This window comes from Pandoraea pulmonicola (assembly GCF_000815105.2).
Lineage (GTDB): Bacteria > Pseudomonadota > Gammaproteobacteria > Burkholderiales > Burkholderiaceae > Pandoraea > Pandoraea pulmonicola.
The window spans coordinates 4928272-4952730 of the sequence record NZ_CP010310.2 but is presented as its reverse complement, the minus strand read 5'-3'; the positions used below and the strand labels follow the sequence as shown (position 1 = coordinate 4952730).

Annotated in this window: 19 protein-coding genes and 2 tRNA genes; 10 read left to right on the top strand and 11 right to left on the bottom strand. The window is 64.9% G+C overall.

Annotated features, from left to right (window positions below; genetic code table 11):
• Nucleotides 1–367 precede the first annotated feature (367 nt).
• Together RO07_RS21245 and mdoH are read left to right on the top strand one after the other, a co-directional pair.
• Complete coding sequence (locus RO07_RS21245) at nt 368–1891, top strand: glucan biosynthesis protein G (protein WP_039405534.1); 1524 nt, start codon at nt 368–370, stop codon at nt 1889–1891.
• Between the two features lie 152 nt (nt 1892–2043).
• Nucleotides 2044–4527, top strand: coding sequence for a glucans biosynthesis glucosyltransferase MdoH (gene mdoH / locus RO07_RS21240; protein WP_084072883.1), 2484 nt, complete (start codon nt 2044–2046; stop codon nt 4525–4527).
• Nucleotides 4528–4643: 116 nt separating this feature from the next.
• On the opposite strand, the gene RO07_RS21235 is transcribed toward mdoH, so the two are convergent.
• On the bottom strand, nt 4644–5483 hold the full coding sequence (locus RO07_RS21235; protein WP_084072738.1) for a peptidoglycan DD-metalloendopeptidase family protein: 840 nt from the start codon (nt 5481–5483) through the stop codon (nt 4644–4646).
• Nucleotides 5484–5932: 449 nt separating this feature from the next.
• On the opposite strand from RO07_RS21235, the gene RO07_RS21230 reads away from it, so the two are divergent.
• From RO07_RS21230 to RO07_RS21220, 3 genes are all read left to right on the top strand, one after another.
• Nucleotides 5933–6136 (top strand): cold-shock protein, encoded by a 204-nt coding sequence (locus RO07_RS21230; RefSeq protein ID WP_039405533.1) that lies wholly within the window; start codon nt 5933–5935, stop codon nt 6134–6136.
• Between the two features lie 200 nt (nt 6137–6336).
• On the top strand, nt 6337–6975 hold the full coding sequence (locus tag RO07_RS21225; RefSeq protein ID WP_039405531.1) for a LysE family translocator: 639 nt from the start codon (nt 6337–6339) through the stop codon (nt 6973–6975).
• 287 nt (nt 6976–7262) lie between these two features.
• Nucleotides 7263–8030: a flagellar brake protein gene (locus RO07_RS21220; protein ID WP_039405530.1), complete on the top strand. Its 768-nt coding sequence runs from the start codon at nt 7263–7265 to the stop codon at nt 8028–8030.
• A 144-nt stretch (nt 8031–8174) separates the two neighbouring features.
• On the opposite strand, the gene RO07_RS21215 is transcribed toward RO07_RS21220, so the two are convergent.
• The 7 genes from RO07_RS21215 to RO07_RS21185 form a co-directional block, all read right to left on the bottom strand.
• Nucleotides 8175–9533, bottom strand: coding sequence for a hemolysin family protein (locus tag RO07_RS21215; protein WP_052266772.1), 1359 nt, complete (start codon nt 9531–9533; stop codon nt 8175–8177).
• Between the two features lie 167 nt (nt 9534–9700).
• Nucleotides 9701–10612 carry a LysR family transcriptional regulator gene (locus RO07_RS21210; protein ID WP_039405529.1) on the bottom strand — a complete coding sequence of 304 codons (912 nt, stop codon included), beginning with the start codon at nt 10610–10612 and terminating at the stop codon, nt 9701–9703.
• A gap of 81 nt (nt 10613–10693) precedes the next feature.
• The gene (locus RO07_RS21205; RefSeq protein WP_039405527.1) at nt 10694–11521 is read right to left on the bottom strand and encodes a dioxygenase family protein; all 828 of its coding nucleotides are present in this window, start codon (nt 11519–11521) and stop codon (nt 10694–10696) included.
• Nucleotides 11522–11582: 61 nt separating this feature from the next.
• Entirely contained in the window at nt 11583–11987 is a 405-nt protein-coding gene (locus tag RO07_RS21200; protein ID WP_039405525.1) for a DoxX family protein, read from the bottom strand.
• A 176-nt stretch (nt 11988–12163) separates the two neighbouring features.
• Nucleotides 12164–13426 carry a glycolate oxidase subunit GlcF gene (gene glcF, locus RO07_RS21195; RefSeq protein ID WP_039405523.1) on the bottom strand — a complete coding sequence of 421 codons (1263 nt, stop codon included), beginning with the start codon at nt 13424–13426 and terminating at the stop codon, nt 12164–12166.
• Between the two features lie 8 nt (nt 13427–13434).
• Nucleotides 13435–14454, bottom strand: coding sequence for a glycolate oxidase subunit GlcE (glcE, locus tag RO07_RS21190; protein WP_237171480.1), 1020 nt, complete (start codon nt 14452–14454; stop codon nt 13435–13437).
• A gap of 140 nt (nt 14455–14594) precedes the next feature.
• Nucleotides 14595–16196 (bottom strand): FAD-linked oxidase C-terminal domain-containing protein, encoded by a 1602-nt coding sequence (locus RO07_RS21185; RefSeq protein WP_237171316.1) that lies wholly within the window; start codon nt 16194–16196, stop codon nt 14595–14597.
• A gap of 279 nt (nt 16197–16475) precedes the next feature.
• On the opposite strand from RO07_RS21185, the gene RO07_RS21180 reads away from it, so the two are divergent.
• A complete protein-coding gene (locus RO07_RS21180) occupies nt 16476–17285 on the top strand; it encodes a FadR/GntR family transcriptional regulator (RefSeq protein ID WP_160118097.1) in 810 nt (269 codons plus the stop codon).
• Between the two features lie 985 nt (nt 17286–18270).
• On the top strand, nt 18271–19593 hold the full coding sequence (oxlT, locus tag RO07_RS21175; protein WP_039405522.1) for an oxalate/formate MFS antiporter: 1323 nt from the start codon (nt 18271–18273) through the stop codon (nt 19591–19593).
• Nucleotides 19594–19758: 165 nt separating this feature from the next.
• Here oxlT and RO07_RS21170 read toward each other — a convergent pair.
• The 3 genes from RO07_RS21170 to fdxA all read right to left on the bottom strand — a co-directional run bounded on the left by RO07_RS21170 (nt 19759) and on the right by fdxA (nt 20415).
• Nucleotides 19759–19834 (bottom strand) — tRNA-Asn (locus RO07_RS21170).
• An 86-nt stretch (nt 19835–19920) separates the two neighbouring features.
• A tRNA-Asn gene (locus tag RO07_RS21165) sits at nt 19921–19996 on the bottom strand.
• A gap of 95 nt (nt 19997–20091) precedes the next feature.
• Complete coding sequence (fdxA, locus tag RO07_RS21160) at nt 20092–20415, bottom strand: ferredoxin FdxA (protein ID WP_039405521.1); 324 nt, start codon at nt 20413–20415, stop codon at nt 20092–20094.
• A 219-nt stretch (nt 20416–20634) separates the two neighbouring features.
• Here fdxA and pncB point away from each other — a divergent pair, with 219 nt between their 5' ends.
• From pncB to RO07_RS21145, 3 genes are all read left to right on the top strand, one after another.
• Complete coding sequence (gene pncB, locus RO07_RS21155; RefSeq protein WP_039405520.1) at nt 20635–21828, top strand: nicotinate phosphoribosyltransferase; 1194 nt, start codon at nt 20635–20637, stop codon at nt 21826–21828.
• A 184-nt stretch (nt 21829–22012) separates the two neighbouring features.
• The gene (locus tag RO07_RS21150; protein WP_039405519.1) at nt 22013–22675 is read left to right on the top strand and encodes a LutC/YkgG family protein; all 663 of its coding nucleotides are present in this window, start codon (nt 22013–22015) and stop codon (nt 22673–22675) included.
• A gap of 343 nt (nt 22676–23018) precedes the next feature.
• Nucleotides 23019–24437 carry a sodium:proton antiporter gene (locus tag RO07_RS21145; protein ID WP_039405517.1) on the top strand — a complete coding sequence of 473 codons (1419 nt, stop codon included), beginning with the start codon at nt 23019–23021 and terminating at the stop codon, nt 24435–24437.
• Nucleotides 24438–24459 lie beyond the last annotated feature (22 nt).

The window sequence follows — 24459 nt, the reverse complement described above, 5'->3', positions numbered from 1 at the left end:
ACACGCCGCGCCCCTCCCGATAGACCTCGTCGGTGCGGAAATGACGAGAAAACGGCAGGAACCTGTTTTCAAGTTGGCTGAAACGGACGAAAACGGGCAGGAGAGGCGTCAAAAACCCTCTCTTTTCCGTCCCCTTTTGCCCCTTGGTCACAAATAGTCACAAATTTGTGACGCGGCTCGGGCGGCGTCGGGCCGGAGGATTTGGGTAATGTGAGCGCCCGCTTCGAAGGTTTTGCCGATGCATCTTTAGTCAATCGGGGAATGAGCGGGTAAAATTGCGCGTTCGGCGCACGCTGGCTACGGTCGGCACGCGCGTTACACGCTATCCCCATTGCCGATGGAATTCCTGCCCACCGCGGTTCCCCGCATGATTTCCCACCGCGCCCTGCGCCTGGCGCTCGCCGGTGTGCTCAGCGTCTGCGCGCTCTTTTCCGGCGCGGCGCATGCTTTCTCGTTCGACGACGTTGCCAAACAGGCGCGCACGCTCGCGAACAATCGCTACAAGCCCAAGGATCCGAACCTGCCCAAGGATCTCCAGAACCTCAGCTACGATCGCTATCGCAACATCCGCTTCAAGCCCGAGAAGGCGCTGTGGCGTGCGCAGAAGCTGCCGTTCGAGCTGATGTTCTTCCATGAGGGCTCGTACTACGACCGTCCCGTCAAGATCAACGAACTCGTGGGCAACACCGCGCGCGAAGTGCGCTACAGCCCCGACATGTTCGACTTCGGCGCACTCAAGGTCGACCAGAAACAATTGCGCGGGCTCGGCTTCGCGGGCTTCCGTATCCACTTCCCGGTCAATACGCCGAAGTACAAGGACGAAGTGATGGTCTTCCTCGGCGCGAGCTACTTCCGCGCACTTGGCAAGAACCAGACCTACGGCCTGTCCGCACGCGGTCTCGCGCTCGATACCGCGCTGAACTCCGGCGAGGAATTCCCGCGCTTCACCGAATTCTGGATTCAGCGCCCGGCGCCCGGCGCCAAAGAGCTGACCATCTACGCGTTGCTCGACTCGCCGCGCGCGACCGGAGCGTACCGCTTCACGCTGCGGCCCGGCGTGGACACCACCGTGGACGTGAAGGCCGAACTGTTCCTGCGCGAGAACGTCACCAAGCTCGGTATCGCGCCGCTCACCAGCATGTTCTTCTTCGGCGAGAACCAGCCGCCCGCCGTGCCCGACTATCGTCCCGAAGTGCACGACTCCGACGGCCTGTCGATCCAGTCGGGAACCGGCGAGTGGATCTGGCGTCCGCTCGTCAATCCGAAACGCCTGCTCGTGTCGTCGTTCGCGTTGTCCAACCCAAGCGGTTTCGGCCTGATCCAGCGCGATCGCGACTTCACCGATTACCAGGACCTCGAAGACCACTACGAACTGCGGCCGAGCGCCTGGGTCGAGCCCAAGGGCAAGTGGGGCCAGGGCCGCGTGGAGCTCGTGCAGATCCCGACGCCGGACGAAACGAACGATAATATCGTCGCGTACTGGGTGCCGGACTCGCCTCCCAAACCCAAGCAACCGTACTCGCTCGAGTACAAGCTTTCCTGGCAGAAAGATAACGACAAACGCCCTCCCACGGCGTGGGTGACGCAAAGCCGTCGAGGACACGGCTACCGGGGGAAACCAGACGACAGTCTGCTGTTTGCACTCGATTTCGAGGGCCCGGCGCTCAAGAAACTGCCGGACGATGCCAAGGTCGAAGGCAATGTATCCATCGACGGCAACGGCAAGATCCTCGAAGTGCAGACGCAGCGCAATGACGTCACGGGAGGCTACCGCGTCATGCTGCGCATGCGCCGCCTCGATTCCGAGAAACCCGTCGAAATGCGCGCTTACCTGCGCAACGGCAGCAATACCCTATCCGAAACGTGGAGCTACCTGTTACCCCCCGAGTGAGCGACCGCTCCGATATTCCGGTCGACGAGCTGTACGTCAACCGGTTGCCCCTGCCCGCGGAGAAACGCCGCGCCCTGCTCGCGCAAGCGAAGCGTGAGGGCGGCGATTCGCTCGACGTGCTCACGCGCATTCAGCGTCTGCTCGCCGCACGCATGGCGAACGGCGGCGCCGCCGACGCCGTGGACGCCGCGAATGCGCCCGACCTCTCCGAGTCCGCCACCGGCACGCCGCGGGAGCTGGTCGCGCTACCCGCTTCGGATGCGGCTGCGGCCACGCCTGGGGCGAGCGCGGCATGGCACGCTCGCGACACGGCGGAAATCGAGTCCGACAGCAATGCGGTGCTCGCCTCGCAACCCGTGCGTCTCGCGCTCACCGAAGGCGGCTCGCTGGCCGCGGCGGCGGGCCTGAACGAAGTGCGCGGCGTGCAAACGCTTCGCGTCGCGCCGCCGGTGCGTCGTGCGTCTCTCCTGCCCCGTCCCTGGTCGCTCAATCCGCTCGCGCGTCTGTGGCGCAAGTTGACCGGCCGCGCCGATCCCGATCCGCTCGTGCGCGACGCCCCCGATCCCAAGGGCAAGTGGTCGCAGGCCGGGCGCCGTCGCCGCTGGATGCTGCTCGTGCTGATGATCGCGCAGACCGCACTGGCCACGCACTTCATGGCCTCGGTGCTGCCGTATCACGGCGCCGATCCGCTCGAATTTGCCGTGCTGGTGCTGTTCGTCCTGCTGTTCGGCTGGGTGTCGGCAGGCTTCTGGACCGCGATCTTCGGTTTCTTCGTCCTGTTGTTCGGTGGCGATCGCCACATGATTTCGAAGATGGCCGCCGGCGATGCGCCGATCGAGCCGAATGCCCGGACGGCCATCGTCATGCCGATCTGCAACGAGGACGTCGGTCGCGTGTTCGCCGGACTGCGCGCGACCTACGAGTCGCTCGCCAAGACGGACTCCCTCGAGCGCTTCGACTTCTTCATCCTGTCCGACTCCAACGAGGCCGACAGCTGCACGGCCGAAGTGGACGCCTGGCAGGCGTTGTGCCGCGAGGTCGATGGCTTCGGCCGGATTTTCTATCGACGCCGCAAACGGCGCGTCAAGCGCAAGAGCGGCAACCTCGACGACTTCTGCCGTCGCTGGGGCAGCGAGTATCGCTACATGATCGTGCTCGACGCCGATAGCGTCATGAGCGGTGAATGTCTGACCAAACTCGTGCGCATGATGGAGGCGCATCCGAGCGCCGGCCTCATTCAGACGGCGCCGCTCGCGGCAGGCCGTGAAACGTTCTACGCCCGCCTCCAGCAGTTCGCCGGTCGCGTGTACGGTCCGCTTTTCACCGCGGGTCTGCACTACTGGCAACTGGGCGAATCGCACTACTGGGGGCACAACGCGATCATTCGCATGAAGCCCTTCATCGAGCATTGCGCGCTGGCGCCGCTGCCCGGCAAGGGCGCGCTCTCCGGCGCGATTCTCTCGCACGACTTCGTCGAGGCGGCGCTCATGCGGCGTGCGGGCTGGGGCGTGTGGATCGCCTACGATCTGCCCGGCAGCTACGAGGAAATGCCGCCGAACCTGCTCGACGAGCTCAAGCGCGACCGCCGTTGGTGTCAGGGCAACCTGATGAACTTCCGCCTGTTCCTGGCCGAAGGCATGCATCCGGTGCATCGCGCCGTATTCGTGACGGGCGCGATGGCCTACGTTTCCGCGCCGCTGTGGTTCATCTTCCTGATTCTGTCCACGTGCCTGCTTGCCAAGCACACGCTGGTGGTGCCCGAGTACTTCACCGCGCCGCGTCAATTGTTCCCGGTGTGGCCCGAATGGCACCCCGAGCGCGCGCTGGCCTTGTTCTCGGCCACGGCCACGCTGCTCTTCCTGCCGAAGATCCTGGCGGTGCTGCTGATCTGGGTGAAGGGCGCGAAGCGCTTTGGCGGCGGAGTCGCGGTGACGGTGAGCATGTTCATCGAGATGGTGTTCTCCGCGCTGCTCGCGCCGGTGCGCATGCTGTTTCACACGCAGTTCGTGCTCGCCGCGCTCACCGGCATCGCCATTCAGTGGAAGTCGCCGCCGCGCGAAGACGCGCAAACGCACTGGGGCGAAGCGATTCGACGCCACGGTCTGCAGACGTTGATCGGGCTTGGATGGGGCGGCATGGTCTACTGGCTCAATCCGGACTTCATCTGGTGGCTGATGCCGATCGTCGGCTCGATGATGATTTCGATTCCGGTGTCGGTTTTCTCCAGCCGCGTCTCGCTCGGTCGCGCCCTCAAGCGCGCGCGCCTGTTCCTGATTCCCGAGGAGTCGTGGCCGCCCAAGGAACTGCGCATGACGGAGAAGTACACCGACGAATCGCGCAAGCACGTCGATTTCGTCGACGCGGTGGTCGATCCGATGGCCAATGCGCTGGTCGCCGCGAGCGTGGCGCCCACGCTCGACGACGCGAAGCGCGACGCCGTGCGCGCGGGCCGCGTCGAGACGGCGCTGCTCAAGGGACCGGCGAAGCTGACCAACACGCAGAAGTGGGAGTTGCTCAACGATCCGCGCGGGCTCGCCGCGCTCCATCTGCTCGTGTGGACGGATCCGCGTGCACATCGCGACTGGCGCGATGCCCGCTCGAACGGACTGGCGCAAGGCTATCTGGCTTCGGCCTGATTCCTCGGGGCGAGGCTGCGCGGTACAAGGCAGAACGGCAAGGCTCAGCGCCTTGCCGTTATGCTTTTCGGGAGTGGCTTGGGGAGGGCCGGATAACGGGCTGAGCGCCCGAGTACCTAACGCGACGGCAGGAAGTCGCGCGGGTTGAATGGCGTGCCCTTCTGGCGCACCTCGAAGTGCAGCTTCACGGTGCCGTGCGAGTCGGTGTCGCCCATCTCGGCGATCTTCTGACCCTTGCTCACCGACGCCCCTTCCTTGACCAGCAGGGCGCGGTTGTGGGCGTAGGCGGTGAGATAGCCGTTCTCGTGCTGCACCATCACCAGATTGCCGTAGCCGCGCAGACCGCTGCCGGCATAGACGACCTTGCCCGCGGCGGCGGCATACACCGGATCGCCGGACTTGCCGCCGATGTCGACGCCCTTGTTGCTGCTGCCGTTGAAGTTCGCCAGTACGGGACCGTCGGCCGGCCACACCATCGGGATCTTGTTGGTGGCGGTGCGCGGGGCGGCCGGCGCGGGGGCGGACTTCTTCGGCGCCGGCTTGGGGCTCGGGCGGGCTTTCGAGGCGCCGCCCGACGCGGCCGCGCCCGCGGATGCCACCGCTGCCGGCGCACTCGACGAGCCGGCAGGCGGCACCACACGCAACACCTGGCCGACTTCGATCTTGTCCGGATCGGTCAGACCGTTCCAGCGCACAAGGTCGGCCGTACTGGCGTTGTTGGCGCGGGCGATGCCATAGAGCGTGTCGCCCGATTGCACGCGGTAACTGCCGGCCGGCACCGGACCGTAAGTCGGCGATCCCGCACAGGCGGCCAGCGTGGCGCAGACGGCGAGCGTCAGCGAATACGTGCGCCAGCGGGCAAGCCAGCGAGAGGCGCAAGGGCGAGCGTCGTCCGCGCGGGCGGACGCATGGGGTCGAACGAGGGGGCGTGCAGGGTGCGACGCGGTGGGTCGCATGAGGCGGTCAGGCTCCATCCGTAGGCAGGTCAGGGAGATCAGGGGCCCTGTGGCGTTGCGAGGCGTGGCGGCCGGTGTAAGCGTGTAGACGTCCAGGGAGGATTTCCCCTAAGAACGGCTTCGGAGCACGAAACACGACCGAAACGCGCGATAACGGCACGGGCGCGGGACAAACGCCCATTGTACGGGCAGGAATTGCCCATCGGACACGTGATGAGCACCCAAATTCCCCGCTATTTGCGGAAATTGTTACGTATTTTGCTGCATTTCCCCTGTTGACAAGCGTCGGCGCTACACGTATAAAACCAACTGCAGATTGTCAAGCCGCGAAGTTGTTGTCAGACGTAGTTTTCCTGCTTCTCGCTGGTTTCTAGTCCTTCATTTTCCCTTGATTGTCAGCGCTAGAGGGGTCATTCCGATCCCAGGCTATTGTTTTATTAGGAAAAAACATGGAAACCGGTATTGTTAAGTGGTTCAACGACGCAAAGGGCTTCGGCTTCATCACCCCGGACGCCGGCGGTGAAGACCTGTTTGCTCACTTCTCGGAAGTGAAGGTCGACGGCTTCAAGTCGCTGCAAGAAGCTCAACGCGTGTCGTTCGAAGTCAAGGTTGGCCCGAAGGGCAAGCAAGCCGCGAACATCAAGCCGCTGTAACAGGCGCTTGTCATGCCGCGCTGGCCTCATGGCAAGCCGGCATCGCACGATGAACAGGCCCGATGGCGAAAGCCATCGGGCCTGTTTGTTTTGGCCACTATTTTTGATTCGCATGAGACGTGCACGCGAACGGCGTCACTGTCACGGTTCGACGCTACAATGCCTGTTCGCATTCGCGTAGGCATTCTTTCGAGGCAATCATGGGCCTGCAAACCTGGTGGCTGTTCGTGGTCACCGTCTTCTTCGTCTCGGCGACGCCCGGGCCGAACATGCTGCTCGTCATGACACATGGCGCGCGGCACGGGCTTCGCCCGGCGCTGGGAACGATGGTGGGCTGCATGACGGCGCTCATCGCGATGATGTCGATCTCCGCCGCCGGTCTCGGCGCGGTACTCAAGGCCTGGCCAATGCTGTTCGATACGCTGCGCTACGTCGGTGCGGCGTACCTGGTGTACCTCGGTTACAAGAGCTGGCGCTCGCCGGTGGACACGAAGGAGGCCGCCGCGAACCTCGGTACACCCGCACTCGTCGCCGATTCGAGCTTCGGCAAGCTGTTCAAATCCGGTTTCCTGGTCGCGGCCAGCAATCCGAAGGCGATTCTCTTCGCCGCCGCGTTCCTGCCTCAGTTCATCGATCCGGCGGCCGCCAAGCTGCCGCAGTTTTCGATCCTGCTCGGCACGTTCGCGGTCATCGAAATGAGCTGGTACATGATTTACGCCACGGGCGGTCTGCGCATTGCGCCGTATCTGCGCGAGGCGCGCGTGCTCAAGGCATTCAACCGCATCAGCGGCGGTGTGTTCATGGGCTTCGGTGCGTTGATGGCAGCGGTGCATCGCTGATCGACCGTCGGGCCAACCTCGACAAGGTGGCAGGGGCGTTGGCGAACGCCCGGGTGTGGCGCACGGTACGGGGAGCAGCAGGTTCGTGCGTCGGTGCACTCAATATTTCCGGCCGGCGACCGTTAACGTTCATGATCCGATGCTTGGGACGGTGATTGAGCATCGACGGGCGTGTATTCACGCCGCGATGTGACGATGGCAACACCGCTCGTGCATCGCGAAGGCTTTATTGCGTACGGACCGCGCGACCAGGCGCGGCCGTCACGGGGACAAATAGAAGATCAGGTATGGAAACGACAGAACCGCAGGTGACACCGGCACCGTCGGACGAAGAGTCTCAACTGCACGACTCGTATCGCATCAGCAACCCGCTGGAGATCGGCGGCGTGCTGCGTCATCTGGCCACCCGCGGCGATTTCATGACCGTGTACTTCGCGAATGGGCAACGCCAGCTCGTGACGCGTCTGCTCAAGGTCGAGCCGCAGGCCCGCGGTTTCTATTTCGACTGGGGCGGTGTGGAGACGGAAAACCGCGCACTGCTGGCCAACAAGCGCGCGCTGTTCGTCGGCGTGCCGGAAGGCATCCAGATTCATTTCCCGATTGGCGACGTGGAAGAGCGTGAGTACGAAGGCTATCCCGCTTTCTATTCGTCGTATCCGGAAACGCTCGTGCGCCTGCAGCGCCGCGACTATTTCCGTGTAAAGACGCCGATCCTCGATCCTTATCAATGCACGGTCAAGTTCCCGGACGAGACGCCGATGCGCCTGTCGGTCTTCGATCTGTCGCTGGGCGGCGTTGGCCTGCGCACGAAGGCCGCGGCGGCCGTCGATATCCCGAAGGGCTCCATGCTGATGCACGCCGAGATCGAACTGCGCGACTACGGCACGGTGCAAGTCGATCTGGAGGTCTGTGCAGTGCGCACCGTGCCGCTCGCGAAGGACGTCGAGTACCACGTGGGCTGCCGCTTCATCGCGCTCACGCGCACGGCGGAATCGCGCTTGCAGAAGCTCATCACCCAACTCGAACTCAATCGCAAGGCATTCGCTCGCGCCTGAGCCCGGGCCAGCGGATACATCGGAAAGCAACGAGAAAGGCGACCCTCGGGTCGCCTTTCTCGTTTGTCAGCGAGCGTGGGAATCGCTCGCCGCCGCCGCGACAGATCGGCTTGACGCCGGCCTCCGGGGGGATCGAACACCCTTTCAATCGTCTCGTTGCCGAGCCGCCATATGGGGTGTCTTGCCCTGCATTTCGCGGGCTTCGCGCACGCTCTCCGGATAGACGCGCACGAGCACGATGCGCGGGCCCTGCATCTTCTTCACGACGACCGAGAAGCCCTCGAAGTCGACCTTCTGGCCTTCGCGGGGCAGATAGCCGAGCGCGTTCATGATCAGGCCGCCGACGGATTCCGCGTGTTCGCTCGGGATCTCCAGGCCGAGCGCACGCTCGAGCGTGAGGATCGGCAGGCTGCCGCGGCCGATGAGCGTACCGTCCTCCATGCGGGTCCAGTCGTCTTCCGTTTGCCGGAATTCGTCGCGGATCTTGCCGACCAGCGCCGAGAGCAGGTTGTCCAGCGTCAGGAAGCCGATGGGCTTCTGGTCGGGCCATCCCACGATGGCGAAGTGCGGCGCACCGCGGCGAAAGCGGCTGAACAGTTCGCGTGCGGGCATGTCGGGCTTCACCCGCTCGACCGGACGCGCCATGCTGCCGAGGTCCTCGATGGACTGGCCGTGGTGCTCGGCGAGGAACAGGTCCTTGAGGTGGACCACGCCGAGCACGGTCTCGCCGTCGTGATCGAGGAACGGGTAGCGACTGTAGCGATGGCGATAGGCCGTGTCCATGTTCTCGGCGAACGTGGCACCGAGGCGAAACGCGGCCACTTCGCTCATCGGACGCATCAGGTCGGAGACGGTCAGATCGCTGAAGTCGATGGCGTAGGCCACCACGTTCCAGTCGTCGCGCGAGAGCTTTTCGCTGGTGGCGCCGCGGCGCACGATCAGCTTGATTTCGTCGGCCGAATAGTGCGCGTCGGTGCCGTGCGAAGGATCGAGTCCGGTCCAGCGCAGCAGCCGGTTGGCACTGTGATTGAGAATCCAGATCGCCGGATACATCAGCCAGTAGAAGCCGTAGAGCGGTGCGGCGGTCCACACCGAGACGGCTTCCGGCATGCGCAGCGCCATCGACTTCGGCGCGAGCTCGCCCACGACGATGTGCAGGTACGAGATCGTGAAGAACGCGATGAAGAAGGCGAGCGCGTGAATCAGTTCGGCGGAGCTTACGCCGACCAGTTCGAACAGCGGCGTGAGAATGCGCGCGAACGCCGGTTCGCCGATCCAGCCCAGACCCAGCGAGGCGAGGGTGATGCCGAGTTGACAGGCCGAGAGGTAGGTATCGAGCTGGCCGTGGACCTTGGCCAGAATACGACCGCGCCAACCGCGTTGGCGGGCTATGACATGAACGCGCGTCTGGCGCAGTTTGACGAGACCAAATTCCGCCGCCACGAAAAAGCCGTTGAGCAACACCAGCAGGATCGCAGCGACGATCAGTAAGAAGTTTTCCAAAATATATGAAATGGGACAGCAGGCCCGTCAGTATAAGGGACATTTGCGGCATGCCATAAAAACGCCGTGACGTTGCTGCGTTTTATGTGCCGTTTGCGGCCATTCGCTGACGGTTCGCAGGCCTTTCGCGGCGGATGCGAGCAAGCCTCCTGCCTGCCCGCAGGGCGTCAGCGCCGATCGAGGGCGCGCCATCCCGGCGCCGCGAAGGCTTCCACGAGGAAGTCGATGAGCGCGCGCACTTTCGCGCTGAGGTATTTGCGTGTGGGGTAGACCACGAAAATGCCCGTCTCGCCTTGCGTGTATTCCGGCAGGAACTCGATGAGCCGGCCATCGCGCAGGGCGTCCTGCACAAGAAACGCCGGTTGCAGGATGACGCCCGCGCCTGCCACGGCGGCGGCCAGACAGGTGTCGCCGTTATCGGCGATGAGCCGCGCGCGGGTGCGCACCGAGACCGGGCCGTCGGGGCCGTCGAAGCGCCATTCGCGACGGTGCGAAAAGTAGCTGTAACCCACCGTTTCGTGATGCGCGAGTTCGCTCGGATGTCGAGGGGTACCGTGTTGGCCGAGGTAGTCGGGCGAGGCGCACAGCACCATGCGTGTGCCCGCGAGCCGGCGGTGCACCAGCGAGGAATCGGGCAGACGCGTGATCCGGATCGCGAGGTCGTAGCCCTCGTCGACGATATCCACGAGCCGGTCGCTCAACGTGATGTCCAGCGAGACCTGCGGATGGCGGCTCAGAAACGTCGGCCAGAGTGGCGCCAGGTGCAGCACGCCGAACGTATGCGGCGCGTTGATGCGCAGTGCACCGGCCGGTTCCCCGTCCTGCTCGCCGGCCATCGCATCGGCTTCGTCGAGTTCGGCGAGGATCTGACGGCAACGCTCGACGTAACGCTGCCCGGGCTCGGTCAGCGACAGCCGCCGGGTGGTGCGCTGGAGCAGCCGAGTGCCCAGACGCGCCTCGAGATCGGCGACATAGCGCGAGATGGCGGTCTTCGAGATGCCGAGCGAGGCCGCCGCCTTGACGAAGCTGCCCGATTCGACCACGGCGATGAAGCACTCGATCTCGCGAAGTTTGTTCATGCCGGGACGATGCTCCTCAGGAATGCGCGGCGGACGACCGGCGCACGAAACGTGGCGTCTCGCGCTTCGGCCTTGCAGACGTCATTGTGCCAGCGCATCGACCTCGGCGAGCGACGGGGCGGCGCTGCCGAACGCGAAGGCATCCATGCGTAGCGCGCCGTAGGTCGTACCGGTGTCGAAGTGCGTCTGCCGTGCGGGGTCGTCCGCGGCGCCCAACGCCATGTAGAGCGGCAGCAGATGCTCGTCGGTTGGATGCGCGCGCTCGGCGTGCGGCGCACGCGCACGATAGTCGAACAGCGCATCGAGATCCATCGCGGCCAGGTGTTCGGTGAACCACGCGGCGAATTCGGCCACGTAAGGGGCTTCCTCCCGATCTTCCGACGGGGCGCGGAAAACTTCATGCAGGTTGTGCGTGAAGCTGCCCGAGGCGACGATCAGCACACCGTCCCGCGCCAGCGAGGCGAGCTGCTGGCCGACGCGATAGTGGTACTCCGGGCGCATATGACGCTGCAGCGACAACTGCGTGACCGGCACGTCGGCATCCGGATACAGATAGCGCAGCGGCACCCAGGCGCCGTGGTCGAGCCCCCACTGGTCGTCGGTGGCGGCAGGCAGCCCGGCATCGTGCAGGATCCGGACGGTGCGCTCGGCGAGGGCGGGGGAACCGGCGGCCGGGTACTGCAGCGTGTAAAGCTCGCGGGGGAAACCGCCGAAGTCGTGGATCGTGCGCTGCTGCGCCAGATTGCCCACGCGCGGTGTCGGCGTCGACCAGTGTGGGGAGACGACGAGAATCTCCCGCGGACGGGGTACCGCACGCCCCAGCGCCGTCAGCAACGGGCCGGTGCGGCCCGGTTCGAGCGCAAGCAGCGGCGAGCCGTGAGAGACGAAGAGGGTGGGCAGGGCAGACATGGCGGTTTCTCCGGTACTGGCTTCGAGCCGTGTTCGGTCGCGTCGAATCGCGCGTGGCGCGTCAGGCGGTGCGCGGGCGGCGAATCGACCAGGCGCCGTCGCCGAGCAGTGCGACGACCAGCAGCGCCACCAGCCAGAACGCGGGGAATTCCCAGCCGCCACCCTTGTTCGCGAACATCCAGCCATTGTGGCCGTGCACGGTGACGATGGTGCCGAGCATCAGCACGGCGAGCGGCAATGCGGCAAAGCGCGCGTGGAAGCCCGCAATCAGCATCAGGCCGCCGACGAGTTCCACGGCCATGGTGACATAGGCCAGGAACGGCGGCAGGCCGAGCGAGCCGAAGAAGCCGACGAAGCCCGGCACGGTGAAGACGAACACCTTCAGCGACAGGTGGGCGAGGAACAGGATGCCGAGCGACACGCGCAGCAGCAGCGCGGCGTACGGGGCGGTTTTGGTATCGATCATGACGGGCTCCGTCCAGGGGGAATCGAGGGTGAGGTTCGTCTGCGCCACGGTGAGGCCAGTGAGGCCGGGAAGGCGGGCTGACTTACCGACGATTCTAGGGAGCGCCATCGTCCAGATAAACGAGCGGACTCGGGATTGATTGTCCCTGTTGTCGGGACAATCAATCCGGGTGAGACTCAATTGGCGATTTGCGGGGTAGCGATCATCCGATCGAGCAGTTCGATCCAGTGCTGGACCGGCGCGTGATCGCGGGCGTGCTCGCCCTTGGCGGTGGCCTGCAGGTGGCAGATGCAGCCGACGTTGGCGGAGACCACCAGCTCCGGCTCGAGCGCGTCGAGGGACTTCCATTTCGCGTCGCGCAATTGGTGCGACAGCTCGGGCTGCGTGACCGAGTACGTGCCCGCCGAGCCGCAGCAGATGTGGCTGTCCTGCGGCAGCATGACGTTCACACCCACCGACGCGAGCACTTTTTCCACCACCCCCTTGAGCTGCTGACCATGCTGGAGCGTGCAGGGCGGGTGATAGGCGATCTTGCCCGTCTTGCGGTTCGGCACGCGGCGCTGCAGCGCCTCGATGTTGTCGAGCAGTACTTCGGCGAGGTCGCGCGCCAGTTCGGAGACGCGCTGTGCCTTGCCGGCGTACTGCGGATCGTGACGCAGAAGGTGGCCGTACTCCTTGACCGTCGCGCCGCAGCCCGATGCATTGATCACGATGGCTTCCGCCCCTGCCTCGATTTCGGGCCACCAGGCGTCGATGTTGCGGCGCGCGTCGTCCAGGCCGTCGTCGTGATAGTTCAGATGCAGACGGATGGCGCCGCAACACCCTGCCGACGCCGGGCGGACGAGCTCGATCCCGAGGGTGTCGAGCACGCGGGCGGTCGCCTTGTTGACGTTGGGCAGCATGGCCGGCTGCACGCAGCCTTCGAGCATGAGCATGCGGCGGGTGTGTCTGGCGTGCGGCCACGCGCCCGAGCGTTGGCGGTGCGGTACCTTCTCGCGCAGCGCGCGCGGCAGGATCGAGCGGAACTGCTGGCCCAGACGCAGCGCCGGCGAAAAGAGGGCGCGATTGGGCAGCACGCGGGCGAGCGTCCAGCGCAGCGCGCGCTCGCCGGCCGGGCGGCCGACCTTGGCGTCCACGTGACGGCGGCCGATCTCGGCGAGACGCCCGTATTGCACACCCGACGGGCACGTCGATTCGCAACTGCGGCAGGTCAGGCAGCGATCGAGGTGGCGCTGCGTTTCCCGCGTCACGCTCTGGCCTTCGACCATTTGTTTGATGAGGTAGATGCGTCCGCGCGGGCCGTCGAGTTCGTCGCCCAGCAACTGGTAGGTCGGGCACGTGGCGGTGCAGAAGCCACAATGCACGCATTTGCGGAGGATGGCTTCGGCTTCGTCGCCGTCCGGCGTCTGGCGGAGAAATTCTGCGAGGTTCGTTTGCATCGTCGAATTTAGCGGTACAGCCGATGGCGGTTGAAGATGCGGCTCGGATCGAAAGCCTCCTGCAGGCGTTCGCCGATAGCGTGCAGTGCGGCCGGTTGCGAGGTGAAGACGCCGGCCGTCTTGTCGCCATGACGGAACAGCGTAGCATGCCCGCCGACCGAAGCGGCAATTGTGCGGACTTCGTCGGCCGCGCGCGGTGTGATCCACCAGCGCTGCGCCCCACCCCATTCGATCAGATGCGCGTCGCCGTGGGCGAGCGGCGGCGTGGTCGACGGCACCGACAGACGCCACAGCGGTTGTCCCTCACCCACGACGGGTGCGTCGGCGAAGAAGGGATGCGTCTGCTCGCGCAGCGCTTCCCAGTACGCCTGGGCTTGCACCGTGCCGACGTGCTCGCCGCCCATGGCGATGCGCGCGGCGTCGATCGCGGCGGAAGCCCCGCCCAGACGAACGCTCAGCACGCCATCATGCCACGCCGATCCCGTAAGCGGCAGCGGCTGGCCGCCCCAGCGGTTGAGCTGGTCGATGGCTTGCGCCTGCGACATCTCGTAGCGCAGCGTCGCCTCCGCCACCGGACACGGCAATACCTTGATGGAGAGTTCGAGCAGCACGCCGAGCGTGCCGAGCGAGCCGGCCAGCACGCGCGAGACGTCGTAGCCCGCGACGTTCTTCATCACCTGCCCGCCGAAATGCAGCACCTGGCCCTGACCGTTCATGACGACGGCGCCCAGCACGAAGTCGCGGGGAGCGCCCACGTGTGGGCGGCGTGGGCCGGCGAGTCCCGCGGCGATACATCCGCCAAGCGTGGCGCCGGGGCCGAAATGCGGCGGCTCGAACGGCAGGATCTGACCGCGCTCGGCCAGCGCGGCTTCGATTTGCGCGAGCGGTGTGCCCGCGCGCGCCGTGATGACGAGTTCGGCCGGGTCGTACGAGACGATGCCGCGATAGGCGCGCATGTCGAGCGGTTCGCCGACGGGCGTCTGTCCGTACCAGCGCTTGGTGCCGCCGCCCTGGATATCGAGCGGCATGCCGCCGGCGGTGGCCGCGAGCACGCGCTCGCGAATGTCGGCGAGCGCGCGCTGTGCGGCTTGCGCTTCGGTATCGGCGTTGATACCCGTGTCCGTATCGGTGTCGGCGCCGGACGACGCCATGCGAATGACTTGCGACATCAGAACCTCGGCAAATCGGGATGAGGCAGCAGGCCGCCGCGCACGTGCAGCTTGCCGTATTCGGCGCAGCGCGCCCGCGTGGGGATGGCCTTGTCGGCGTTGAGCAGGCCTGCCGGATCGAACGCGCGCTTCACACCGAAGAACGCATCGCGCTCCTCCGGCGAGAATTGCACGCACATCGAGTTGATCTTCTCGATGCCCACGCCGTGCTCTCCCGTGACGGTGCCGCCGAGCTCGACGCACGCCTCCAGAATGTCGCTGCCGAACGCTTCGGCGCGATGCCATTCGTCGAGATCGTTGCCGTTGAACAGGATGAGCGGATGCATGTTGCCGTCGCCCGCGTGGAAGACGTTGATACAGCGCAGCCCGTATTGCACTTCCATGGCTTCGATGCGCTTGAGCAGCGTGCCGATCGTGCGGCGCGGAATCGTGCCGTCCATGCAGTAATAGTCCGGCGAGATGCGCCCGGCGGCCGGAAACGCGTTCTTGCGGCCCGACCAGAAGCGCAGACGCTCGGCTTCGGATGCGGAGACTTGGATGCGCGTCGCCCCTGAAGCACGCAACACTGCCGACACGCGCGCGATTTCTTCGGCAACTTCTTCGGGGGTACCGTCGGATTCGCACAGCAGGATGGCCGCGGCGTCGAGATCGTAGCCCGCGTGCACGAACTCTTCGACAGCCTGCGTGGCGGGCTTGTCCATCATCTCCAGTCCCGCCGGAATGATGCCGGCGGCGATGATCGCGGCTACGGCGTTGCCACCGGCTTCCACGTCATCGAAGCTCGCCATGATGACCTGCTGCACCTGGGGCTTCGGCACGAGCTTCACGGTGATCTCCGTGACGACGCAGAACATGCCTTCGCTGCCGATGAACACCGAGAGCAGATCGAGCCCCGGCGTGTCGAGCGCGTGCGAGCCGAACTCCACGACATCGCCGTCCATCGTCACGGCGCGCACGCGCAGAACGTTGTGCACGGTAAGGCCGTACTTCAGGCAGTGCACGCCGCCGGAATTCTCCGAGACATTGCCGCCGATGGTGCAGGCGATCTGCGACGACGGATCGGGTGCGTAATAAAGGCCGTAGGGGGCGGCCGCTTCCGATACGGCGAGGTTGCGCACCCCGGGCTGTACGGTGGCCGTGCGCGCGTAGGCGTCCACTTCGAGAATGCGTTTGAACTTCGCGAGCGAGAGCACGATGCCGTCGGTAATGGGCATGGCGCCGCCCGACAGGCCGGTGCCCGCGCCGCGGGGCACCACGGGCACGTTGTGCTCGCGGCAGGCGCGCAGAATGCGGCAGACCTGGTCCTCGTCGGCCGGCAACACGACGGCCAGCGGCAACTTGCGATAGGCGGCGAGTCCGTCGCACTCGTACGGCGTGATCTGTTCGCGGTCGGTGAGCCATTGCACCTCCGGCACGGCCCTTCGCAAGGCGGCGAGGCGCGCGGCGCGCGTAGCCTCGTCAACGGTTTCGAAGACCGGCTCGTCGGCGTTCGCCGCGCTTGCCACGCTCGCCGTGACGGCACTCAGACTGACATTCAGCGGTTGCCGAGGGCGCGGCGCGAGGACGGGGGACGAACCAGGAAGCGGGGCATTTGACGCCATCGGGCTTGCTCTCGGACGAAGGTTGACGTGTAATGAGATTTCACTGGTCTGCTGGTAGACTGGTCGACCAGTAGACCAGTTATCGGGTGACGTCATCGTAAAGGGAATGATCCGATTTCGACTACCGGGTTAACCCTTGATTTTGGAGAGACGTCCCGACAGCAGGCGCGTACCCGGGGAAAGGGCGCCCTGACGCCGGCCGCATCCTGTATCGTGGCGTCTGTGATTTCTTCGTCGAGAACCCAAGCCGACATGCCGTCCAACGAGTCGTCCCAGCCTATGTCCTCTTCTCCCATCAGCGATTCCGCCGCCGCCAGCTTCGCGCCGGTGACGCCGCCGCCGCGGCTGCGTTTGTCCGACATGGTCTACGAGCAACTGGAGACGATGGTCGTCGAAGGGCGGCTGGCGCCGGGCTCGGCATTGCCGTCGGAGCGCGATCTTGCGCAGCAGATGGGCGTGTCGCGCCCCTCGTTGCGCGAGGCGCTGCTGCGGTTGGAGTCGCGCGGCCTGATCGTGGGTCGTGCCGGGGGCGGTTATCTGGTCGCGAACGCGAGCCAGCCACTGCTTGCCGAACCGCTCTCGCAACTGATGTCGCGGCATAGCAAGACGGTCGACGACGTCCTGGAAATGCGTGAGGTGCTCGAAGCGAAGGCCGTGGAACTGGCGGCCGAGCGCGCGACGCCCGAGGACGTGGCTCGTCTGGCCCAGGCGCTCGAAGCGCTCGAGGCCGCCTATGCCGCCTATGCCGCCGAGCGCGACGGCTTCGACGGCGAAGGCGATGCGCGCGGACAGTCGTTGCTCACGCGCGTGCCGGAGCTCGACGCACACTTCCATCTGGCCCTCGCCGAAGCCACGCACAATCTCGTGCTCGTGCATTTGATGCACGCGATCTTCGAGCTGCTGCGCGGCTCGGTGGTCGACAACTACCGTGCCATCGTCGGTCACGGCGCCGATCTGGCCGAGCTCATCGCTCAGCATCGCCGCATCTTCAATGCCGTGGCGTCGCATGACGCTGCCAGCGCGCAACGCTCGCTGCGCGAACACCTGACCTTCATCCGCAACAATTCGGGCGACGTCGAGCCGAACTGACGCATCCGCACCGACGGCGGCCGCCCTCGTGCGAGGGTGGGCGGCCGGAACGAAGATCCCAAAACGTCATCGTTTTCCCTGACCCTGTACCGTGTGGTGCGATGCCGCACGAGCCATTCTTCCTCCAGTTCCTGCCCCTCCCCGCCTCCCAACGACAGATATCACGCGGTTTTGGCGGTTACCAAGCGCTTACCTTCCGTTCGTGACAATCCTGAATATCCAGCGTCGATCGCTACGCCCGTGAGGGCGCTCTCGGGTTGACAGTCATTCGACCATCGACTAATTTTGGAACCATAAAAATACTTAATTCGATATATTGAATCTTGTATATCAGATTCAATGCGGCGCAAATTGCCAGACTGGACCCGTGAATTTCCGGACGGCAGACGAATCGCGCGGCACTCATCGGAGACGCAAGTTGGGTACGTCCATATTTCTTTTCGGGCAGACCTCGTGCGATGTTTTCGCACCGGCTGTCCAGTCGCATCCGCCGTCGGCGTTACCGGTACCGACCGGCGCGCTGCGGCGTGCCTCATCTCCCTGCCGCGGGTTCCGGGCAGGCGATCCGGCGATCACGCGTCCGCGGGGCGCGCCCGCCTGAGTGAGGGGGCAGGGCTCGCGTCGTTGTCGACAGTACGACGTCGCTGGCCGGTCCGCACTCGAATTTGTTTCCCCAGTCACCCTTCGGCAGCCGGCAACTTGCCGGCGCGGGCGTAACGCCCGCGTCGCCGCGCCGAAGTGGGGGCCGGAAGTGTCCTTTGGCGCTTCCGAGAGTCAGTCAGCCGGGGCTTGAGCCCCGCGAGCTCGCCGCCAGGCGACGCTCCGCGATCAAGCGGCCAAGCATGAGCCGCATGCAATGCCAGGAGGCGTGCCGTACTGCGCAGATCCCCATGCCGGGCCGCGCGACGGGACGCGATGGCGGCGAGCACCGCAAACATCAAGCGCGGGTCGTCGCCAATCGTCTGACAGGAATAGGAGGCAAGTCATGCAAGCAGCCGCACAACCGGAGGAGAAAACCTCTTTTCTGGGAGGGCGCTGGTCACAACTGGTGATCGGCATCATCTGTATGGGCCTGGTGGCCAATCTGCAGTATTCGTGGACGTTGTTCGTCGAGCCGATGCAGGCGAAGCATCACTGGGGCATCGCGGCCATCCAGGTGGCGTTCTCGATCTTCATTGTGGTGGAAACGTGGCTCGTGCCGATCGAGGGCTGGCTGGTCGATCGCTTCGGCCCGCGGCCGGTCGTGGCGGGCGGCGCGGTGTGCGTCGCCGTGTCGTGGATCATGTATTCGTACGCCGAGACGCTGGCCGTGCTGTACACGGCGGCGGTCATCGCCGGTATCGGTGCGGGTTGCGTCTACGGCACGTGCGTGGGCAACGCCCTCAAGTGGTTCCCGGACAAGCGCGGTCTGGCGGCCGGTCTGACGGCGGCGGGTTTCGGCGCCGGCGCGGCCATCACGGTCATTCCGATTGCGAACATGATCCGCGAGTCGGGCTACGAGGCGGCGTTCTTCAACTTCGGCATCGTGCAGGGCGCGGCGATCTTTCTGCTCGCGCTGATGCTGGTCAAGCCGCGTGTGCCGAAGGGCATCACCGTCTCGCGTCGCAACCTGGCGACGAAGGTCGACTACACCTCGGGCCAGATGATCCGTACGCCGGTGTTCTGGGTGATCTACGCGTGCTTCGTGGCGGTGGCGGCCGGTGGTCTGATGGCGACGGCGCAAATCGGTCCGATCGCGAAGGACTACGGCATTGCATCGATGCCCATGACGCTGTTCGGCGCGACGTTGCCGCTGCTGACGATGACGCTGTCGATCGACAACCTGTGCAACGGCTTCACGCGTCCGCTGTGCGGTTTCGTTTCGGACAAGATCGGTCGCGAGAACGCCATGTTCATCATCTTCCTTGGAGAAGGCGTGGCGATGCTCGGGTTGATGCACTTTGGTCAGAACCCGTACATGTTCGTGTTCTTCGCGGCGATGACCTTCCTGTGCTGGGGAGAGATCTTCTCGATCTTCCCGGCGCTGTGCGCGGACACATTCGGCAGCAAGAATGCGGCGTCCAACGCCGGCACGCTGTACACGGCGAAGGGCACGGCGGCGCTGCTGGTGCCGCTGGCATCCGTGCTGGCCGTCGGCGGTCATTGGGATCGCGTGTTCATCGCCGCCGCCGTGATCAGCATCACGGCGGCCGTGGCGGCGAAGTTCCTGCTCGCGCCGATGCGCCGTCGCTGGATCGAAGACCAGAATCGTCCGGAAGCGACGACGAGCGCTTCATCGGTGGCGATCGGTGCGCCTGCAGGCGAGTGATGTCGGCAAGTCGTACTGAAGTGCAAGCAACGCGGTAGGGAGCGGGGCGCCGGAGACGGTGCCCCGTTCGTTTATGACGATGCGGCGGGAGCACGTGAGGGGGCAGCGGACATCGATACTGCAGAAACAAAAAAGCCTCGCCGATTGGCGAGGCTTCTTGCGTTTTGGCTCCTCGACCTGGGCTCGAACCAGGGACCTACGGATTAACAGTCCGGCGCTCTACCGACTGAGCTATCGAGGATCAAACTTGTGCGTCGTGCGCCGCGATCGCTACGCATCGACTAAAACAAAGGCCCCGCGTGTGCGAGGCCATCGCTTCGGTATTCTTGGCTCCCCGACCTGGGCTCGAACCAGGGACCTACGGATTAACAGTCCGGCGCTCTACCGACTGAGCTATCGGGGATCAAAAGAGAAAGCGATTATAGAGGCGGTTTTCGCACACTGTCAACACTCGGCGCGCATTTTTTCTGCGTCCCGTGCGCAATTACCGCTCCTGGTTCAGCGCTCGAGCAGATGCAGCTTGTCGGTCACGTCCTTCCATTGATCGGCATCGGCCAGCGGCGTCTTCGTCTTCACGATGCTCGGCCAGTTCGGCGAGAGCTCGGCGTTGAGCGCGATGAATTCCTGCTGGTCGCCCGGCACGTCCTCTTCGGCATAAATGGCATTCACCGGGCACTCGGCCACGCAGACGGCGCAATCGATGCACTCGTTCGGATCGATCGCAAGGAAGTTCGGCCCCTCGCGGAAGCAGTCCACGGGGCAAACGTCCACACAGTCGGTGAATTTACATTTGATGCAGCTTTCGGTGACAACGTGGGTCATGCCAACAACTCCAGAGTAGGGCGAAACGGCTTCGAGCGGCCGTTAAAACGCGTATTGTAACGCAGCCGGACGTCGCCGGTGAGGGAGCCGGCCCCTCCCGGACCCTGTCCCGGCAACCCGCGCAGCGAGCTTGCGCGTCCTGGCCTCGATCTCATGCCCGACGCCGCTTTGCGGTACCATCGGACATCGCTGTAAGTGCTCCGCGCGGGGCCCGCCGCCATGATCATTACGTCGCTGCTCGATACCGATCTCTACAAGTTCACGATGATGCAGGTGGTGCTGCATCACTTTCCGGCCGCCCAGGTCGAGTACCGCTTCAAGTGCCGCACCGAAGGCGTCGATCTCACGCCCTATGTCGACGAGATTCGCGACGAAATCCGCCTGCTCTGCGGATTGCGCTTCACCGAGTCGGAACTGCGCTATCTCGGTGCAATGCGCTTCATCAAGAGCGACTTCATCGACTTTCTCGATCTCTTCCACCTGAACGAGAAGTACATCACCGTGCAGCCGTCGGCCAAGCGCAACGGCGAGATCGACATCGTCATCCAGGGGCCGTGGCTGCACACGATCCTGTTCGAGATCCCGGTGCTGGCCATCGTCAACGAGGTCTACTTCCGCAACACGCAGCGCACGCCGGCGTACGAAGAAGGGCGTCAGCGGCTCAGGGACAAGATCTGCATGCTCGCCGAGCCGGTGGATTATCGCGACTGCAAGATTGCCGACTACGGCACGCGCCGCCGCTTCTCCAAGGAGTGGCACGAGGAGGTCATCCTCACCCTGCGCGACGAACTCGGCGAGCAGTTTGCGGGCACGAGCAACGTGTACTACGCGGCAAAGCTCGGCCTCACCCCGCTGGGCACGATGGCGCACGAGTATCTGCAAGCCTGTCAGGCACTCGGCCCGCGGCTGCGCGACTCGCAGATCTTCGGCTTCGAGACGTGGGCGAAGGAGTATCGTGGCGATCTGGGCATCGCGCTGTCCGACGTGTACGGCATGTCCGCGTTCCTGCGCGACTTCGACATGTACTTCTGCAAGCTCTTCGATGGCGCGCGTCACGATTCCGGCGACCCGTTCGCCTGGGGCGAGCGGCTGCTCGAACACTACGCGCAGAACCGCGTCGACGCGCACACCAAGACCATGATCTTCTCGGACGGCCTCGACATTCCGAAGGTGCTCCAGCTGTTCGAGCGCTTCCGCGATCGCTGCAAACTGGCCTTCGGCGTAGGGACCAACCTCACCAACGATCTGGGCTATCAGCCGCTGCAGATCGTCATCAAGATGGTGCGCTGCAACGGCCAGCCGGTGGCCAAGCTCTCGGATTCACCGGGCAAGAACATGTGCGACGACGACGCCTACCTCGCCTATCTACGCCAGGTGTTCGAGATCGCGCCGGAGCCGGCAGCGGGCCACTGACGCGTTGTCCGAGCGCACCGCCAGAGCATTCCGATAGTGTGCGAAGGCTCGTCGTGGCGCGAGGGGCAACCGTTATAATTGCCCATCGCCCGCCGGAAAGCTCCCGGCGGCTTCGTGATACGACACCCGACCCAGCGGACGACGCCGGCTTCAGACCGGCGCGTCGGCTTCACAGGACGCAGCCATGGACACCTCCGACGCCCGCAATCGCATCTTCGCCCGCATCCGAAATGCGCAGCATCGTCCCGATGCCGCGCGTGCGAACGAGCAGGCGGCGGCCGAGGACTATCTGGCGCGCCATCCGCAGGGACCGCGCCCGACGATGCCCGGCGATCTCGTCGCGACCTTCATCGGCAAGGCCGAAGCGCTGTCGACGACCATCGCCCGCGTGCCGGGTATGCGCGATGTGCCGGCCGCCGCCGCAACGTATCTGCAGGCCAACGGGCTCAACACGCAGGCCGTCGCGTGGCCGACGCTGCGCGAGCTCGACTGGGCAGGCGCGGGGTGCCACGTGGAATTCCGCAAGCCGCACGGCGACGATCTCGTCGGCATCACGGGTTGCTTCTGCGCCATCGCGGAGACTGGCGCACTGATGATGATGTCGGGGCCGCAGACGTTTGCTTCGGCCACACTGCTGCCGGAAACGCATATCGCCATCGTTCCCGCGTCGCGCATCGTCGCCGGCCATGAAGACGGATTCGCGCTCATGCGCAGCGAACGTGGTCAGCTCTCGCGTGCCACCAATTTCATTGCGGGACCGTCGCGCACCGCCGATATCGAACAAACGCTGGTGCTGGGCGCTCACGGGCCGTACCGCGTTCACGTGATCGTCGTCGACGGGGCCTGAGCGAGACGCTGAGGGCATTGCGCTGACGTGGCACGGCGTTGCTTCGTCGGAGCGCTGGCATCGCTCAGGCGGTGGATGCTTCATTGCACTGGTGCCCCCTCGCAGAGGACTAGCGGTCAGCGTCTTGAGCAGCTCTGACCCGCGCTGAGCCGTATTGAGGTTCTTTGAGCGTTCACGACCGCGACTACCGTTCTTCGCCGGTTTGCCGTATTGCCATCCCGGCGGTCTTTCGTTTCACATCGATGCAAGTTAGGGAAATATCCCAAGCTCGCGCCGTTGGGGCACTCTCGTGAAGGTGGTGACTCGTAAGGAGTTGACCATTCATCAATAGGAACAAGACACAATGCAGAAGGGGATTTTGGGGGCGCTGGCCACAGCGGGGCTGGCGCTGATCAGCCCGGCGGCGTTTGCTGCCGGACCGGATGGCGCACAGCTCGTCGCCTGGTGGGGCGTTCCGTTCGCCGGGTTGTTGCTCTCGATCGCGCTCGGGCCGCTGCTCGCTCCGGCATTCTGGCATCACCATTTCGGCAAGATCGCGGCGTTCTGGGGCGCGGCGTTTCTGCTGCCCTTTGCGCTGGTGTTCGGGGCGGGAGCGGCATGGTACGGGGCGGTGCATGCGGTCGTGGCCGAGTACATTCCGTTCGTCGTCCTGCTCACTGCGCTGTTCACCACGGCAGGGGGCATTTGCGTGCACGGCAACCTGCGCGGCGGGCCATGGCTCAACACGGGGTTGCTCGCGTTGGGCACGGTGCTCGCGAGCATCATGGGAACGACGGGCGCGGCAATGCTGTTGATTCGTCCATTGATCCGCGCGAACGACAACCGCAAGCACAACGTACACGTCGTCGTGTTCTTCATCTTCCTCGTGGCGAACGCGGGCGGCTCCCTCACGCCGCTGGGCGATCCGCCACTCTTCCTCGGTTTCCTGCAGGGTGTCGATTTCTTCTGGACGGCACGTTACCTCTGGCCGGAGACGCTGTTCATCTGCACCGTATTGCTGGTGTTGTTCTTCCTGATCGACAGCTACTACTTCCGTCAGAAGACGGAGCGCCAGATCGACGCGCTGGACCCGACGCCGCACGCCGCACCGGTGCGTCTGGAAGGCAAGCGCAACTTCGTACTGCTGGCAGCCGCGGTGGGGCTGGTGCTGATGAGTGGCATCTGGAAGCCTGGCGTGGCGTTCGACGTCTTCGGGACGCCGGTGGCGTTGCAGAACTTCGCCCGCGATGCCGGGCTGATCGTGATCACGCTGATCTCGCTGGCGATCACGCCGCGTACGGCGCGCGAGGGCAACGGGTTCAACTGGGAACCGATGAAGGAAGTCGCGAAGCTGTTCGCCGGTATTTTCCTGACGATCATTCCCGTCGTGGCGATCCTGCGCGCCGGCGAAGCGGGCGCACTCGGCTGGGTGATTCGCCTCGTCACGGGGCAGGGCGGTGCGCCGGACAACGTCATGTACTTCTGGGCGACCGGGCTGCTTTCGTCGTTCCTCGACAATGCACCGACGTACCTGGTGTTCTTCAATACGGCAGGCGGCGACGCGGCATCGCTGATGACGACCGGCGCGGCCACGCTGGCGGCGATTTCGGCGGGCGCGGTGTTCATGGGCGCGAACACGTACATCGGCAATGCGCCGAACTTCATGGTGAAAGCCATTGCGGAGCAGCGCGGCATTCGCATGCCGAGCTTCTTTGGTTATATGCTGTGGTCGGGCGCGATTCTGCTGCCGCTTTTCGTCCTGACGACCCTGATATTCTTCTGAGCCGCGACATTGCCACGCGGCC

Coding starts and splice junctions, on each gene's coding strand:
- RO07_RS21220 (WP_039405530.1), top strand. CDS start 7,263: ATGGAAACGACAGAACCGCAGGTGACACCGGCACCGTCGGACGAAGAG.
- RO07_RS21230 (WP_039405533.1), top strand. CDS start 5,933: ATGGAAACCGGTATTGTTAAGTGGTTCAACGACGCAAAGGGCTTCGGC.
- glcE (WP_237171480.1), bottom strand. CDS start 14,454: ATGCCGCTCGATATCCAGGGCGGCGGCACCAAGCGCTGGTACGGACAG.
- oxlT (WP_039405522.1), top strand. CDS start 18,271: ATGCAAGCAGCCGCACAACCGGAGGAGAAAACCTCTTTTCTGGGAGGG.
- RO07_RS21185 (WP_237171316.1), bottom strand. CDS start 16,196: ATGGCGTCAAATGCCCCGCTTCCTGGTTCGTCCCCCGTCCTCGCGCCG.
- RO07_RS21210 (WP_039405529.1), bottom strand. CDS start 10,612: ATGAACAAACTTCGCGAGATCGAGTGCTTCATCGCCGTGGTCGAATCG.
- RO07_RS21180 (WP_160118097.1), top strand. CDS start 16,476: ATGTCCTCTTCTCCCATCAGCGATTCCGCCGCCGCCAGCTTCGCGCCG.
- fdxA (WP_039405521.1), bottom strand. CDS start 20,415: ATGACCCACGTTGTCACCGAAAGCTGCATCAAATGTAAATTCACCGAC.
- RO07_RS21145 (WP_039405517.1), top strand. CDS start 23,019: ATGCAGAAGGGGATTTTGGGGGCGCTGGCCACAGCGGGGCTGGCGCTG.
- RO07_RS21150 (WP_039405519.1), top strand. CDS start 22,013: ATGGACACCTCCGACGCCCGCAATCGCATCTTCGCCCGCATCCGAAAT.
- RO07_RS21235 (WP_084072738.1), bottom strand. CDS start 5,483: ATGCGACCCACCGCGTCGCACCCTGCACGCCCCCTCGTTCGACCCCAT.
- glcF (WP_039405523.1), bottom strand. CDS start 13,426: ATGCAAACGAACCTCGCAGAATTTCTCCGCCAGACGCCGGACGGCGAC.
- RO07_RS21200 (WP_039405525.1), bottom strand. CDS start 11,987: ATGATCGATACCAAAACCGCCCCGTACGCCGCGCTGCTGCTGCGCGTG.
- pncB (WP_039405520.1), top strand. CDS start 20,635: ATGATCATTACGTCGCTGCTCGATACCGATCTCTACAAGTTCACGATG.
- RO07_RS21205 (WP_039405527.1), bottom strand. CDS start 11,521: ATGTCTGCCCTGCCCACCCTCTTCGTCTCTCACGGCTCGCCGCTGCTT.
- mdoH (WP_084072883.1), top strand. CDS start 2,044: ATGGCGAACGGCGGCGCCGCCGACGCCGTGGACGCCGCGAATGCGCCC.
- RO07_RS21245 (WP_039405534.1), top strand. CDS start 368: ATGATTTCCCACCGCGCCCTGCGCCTGGCGCTCGCCGGTGTGCTCAGC.
- RO07_RS21225 (WP_039405531.1), top strand. CDS start 6,337: ATGGGCCTGCAAACCTGGTGGCTGTTCGTGGTCACCGTCTTCTTCGTC.